This is a genomic window from Psychrobacter sp. NPDC078929 (assembly GCF_050267985.1).
Taxonomy (GTDB): domain Bacteria; phylum Pseudomonadota; class Gammaproteobacteria; order Pseudomonadales; family Moraxellaceae; genus Psychrobacter.
Map to the genome: position 1 here is coordinate 1 of NZ_JBNNFX010000054.1, position 2,387 is coordinate 2,387.

A 2,387-nucleotide genomic window follows, 5' to 3' on the forward strand; every position below is an offset into this window, starting at 1 on the left:
AGTTTTTACGCCAAGGTTGGATGGAAAATGACTTATCTAAATTGTTTTATGATATTCATCCAAAACATAACTCTTTTGTAGTGCAGTGACTATATTATCCAAATAGCTTTCGATTTATTAATAAGAAACAAGTAAAACTTTGGCTATTATCATCGAAATTTATTTTATTTAAAAACGATCAATATATATTAACTATACGCCATATAAAGTTAGTATAGCAATTTTTAAAACTAAACGTCACTAATCATAATTATTTTTTGGTACAAACGGTCAATATAGAGTATAGAAGGTAGTAGGCATACTAGCTAATGTGAAAACCAATAGTATTAAACCAATGCCAAATAAACTTAAGTTTAATCGTTTAGGTATTAAGAGCATATTAAATAAATTAAAAATTATTCAATAAAAAATTAGTTTAGCTACGTTAAAAAGTATCAACTGAATTATATTTTTGGATTTAGTTAATCCTCTATAAAAGAGCTACAGCGTTAACCTCGCTTGAAGTATCACAGTTACATCTGCACTCAGTTGCCTTATATCTCTTTTAAACTGAATCAACTATAGCAAGCATTAAAAAAGCCCTGCAGTTGCAGGGCTTTTTTACATTAAAGTCTAAGGTATAAGTTAGAACGGAATATCATCATCTACAGGGCCGTCTGGCATTGCTGTAGGCTTAGATTGTGCAGGTTTCTGTGCTGGCTGATTGAACTGGTTTTGCTGAGCAGGCGCTTGATTGTTAAAACTGTTCTGACCACCTTGAGCCGCTGGTTGGTTATAGCCGCCTTGATGTGCCATCTGGTTATTTGCTTGCTGACCAAAGTTATTCTGGTTGTTTTGGCCACCTTGATTATTATAGCCGCCACTCTGACCTTGGTTCTGACCACCAAAGCTATCTCCACCCTGACCGCCGCCAGTTTGACCATCGAGCATCTGCATTTGTTCAGCACGAATCTCAGTAATATAACGGTCTTGACCACTTTGGTCTTGGTATTTACGTGTGCGCAAACTACCTTCGATATAGACTTTGCTGCCTTTACGCAGGTATTGCGCTGCGATTTCACCTAGACGGTTAAAAAGTGCGATACGATGCCACTCTGTCGCTTCTCTTTTTTCGCCGCTTTGTTTGTCTGTCCACTGCTCTGATGTCGCAACCGAGATATTGGTTACGCTACCGCCATTGCTGAATTGGCGTGCCTCAGGATCTGCTCCGAGGTTACCGATGATGATAACTTTATTGACTCCGCGCATGATACCGTCCTTTTACTTATGAATAATTTAATAAACTGTTTTAATCGTTATCTGATAGCATCAGTTGATACTATCAATTGTATAATTTTACTTTAACCAATTTTTATCGAAATATCTATAGGCCACCTATGGTGCACGTCAGTCTATGTCGCTTAGACACTCTATCTAGGTATGCTAGTCGATATTGTAGAGTCCAATAAATAACAGGTAATAGATAAATATGCTGCTATTTTGCCATTTTAAGACGCTGAAGAACACCGTCTACCTTTATCGATATTGCATAGCACCTTACTTATTATCAAATGATTTAGAGATTTCTAGTTAGCATCGGAAGGCTTACGATGCATACTTAATGTCACGCTACCCAGCTCTACGCCAAATTTTTTCATCACTGAGCGATTGAGCATGACATCTTCATTGATAAGATACATCCAATCATCGAACGTTACTTTGTAGGTTTTGTCCTCGACACGTAACTCTAATAAGTAATTCCAGTGCAACGTATTGCCAACCACTTGCCCTGTTGCCTCGCCAATGACATCACCTGCGACACCTTTCCAGCTGCCATCTGTCTGCTCAGTCAGACGCCATATACGCTGCGATTTCGTGCCATCTGCCCACGAGAACTTCTCGTTTAGGACAATGACATCATCTCCCTCATGGGTTGCATCAATATCAACATAAAAGCGCTTTTTTACTTCGCCATTTCGACCTTGGAACATACCCCAACCATCAATTTGACCCGAAAAAAACTCATGCATGTCGAGCGTTGGTGTGGTGTTCTGATAGGCCTGAATATTTTGTGTAGCGCAACCAGATGTCAGCAGCATGGCTGATAAACCAAGACCTATGGTTAACTTAGCTATTGAGAGATGCGTCGTCTTTTTACCCTCGATGACACTACCAGACAACATCTTAAATTTACTCATATCAATTCCTTTTAAATAGAGATAAATAGTTAGTTTCTACTTATTAATACTGATGGTTTATGAGATTGCTGTCTGTGCATTTTTTGCTATTTAGCTTTTTTTTATATACAGCTACTAGGGCGTGTTGAACATTGGCGACAAATTAATGGCAAAAAAAATAGCGAACGGTTAATCTTTAAGCTCTCACACAAAAAAGATATCGTTCGCTAT

General features: G+C 38.1%; 2 protein-coding genes. Both read right to left on the reverse strand.

Annotated features, from left to right (window positions below):
* Positions 1–624 precede the first annotated feature (624 nt).
* Positions 625–1,248 carry a single-stranded DNA-binding protein gene (ssb, locus tag ACQKCG_RS13835; protein WP_101204383.1) on the reverse strand — a complete coding sequence of 208 codons (624 nt, stop codon included), beginning with the start codon at positions 1,246–1,248 and terminating at the stop codon, positions 625–627.
* A gap of 317 nt (positions 1,249–1,565) precedes the next feature.
* Positions 1,566–2,177 carry a DUF3833 domain-containing protein gene (locus ACQKCG_RS13840; protein WP_101204382.1) on the reverse strand — a complete coding sequence of 204 codons (612 nt, stop codon included), beginning with the start codon at positions 2,175–2,177 and terminating at the stop codon, positions 1,566–1,568.
* Positions 2,178–2,387 lie beyond the last annotated feature (210 nt).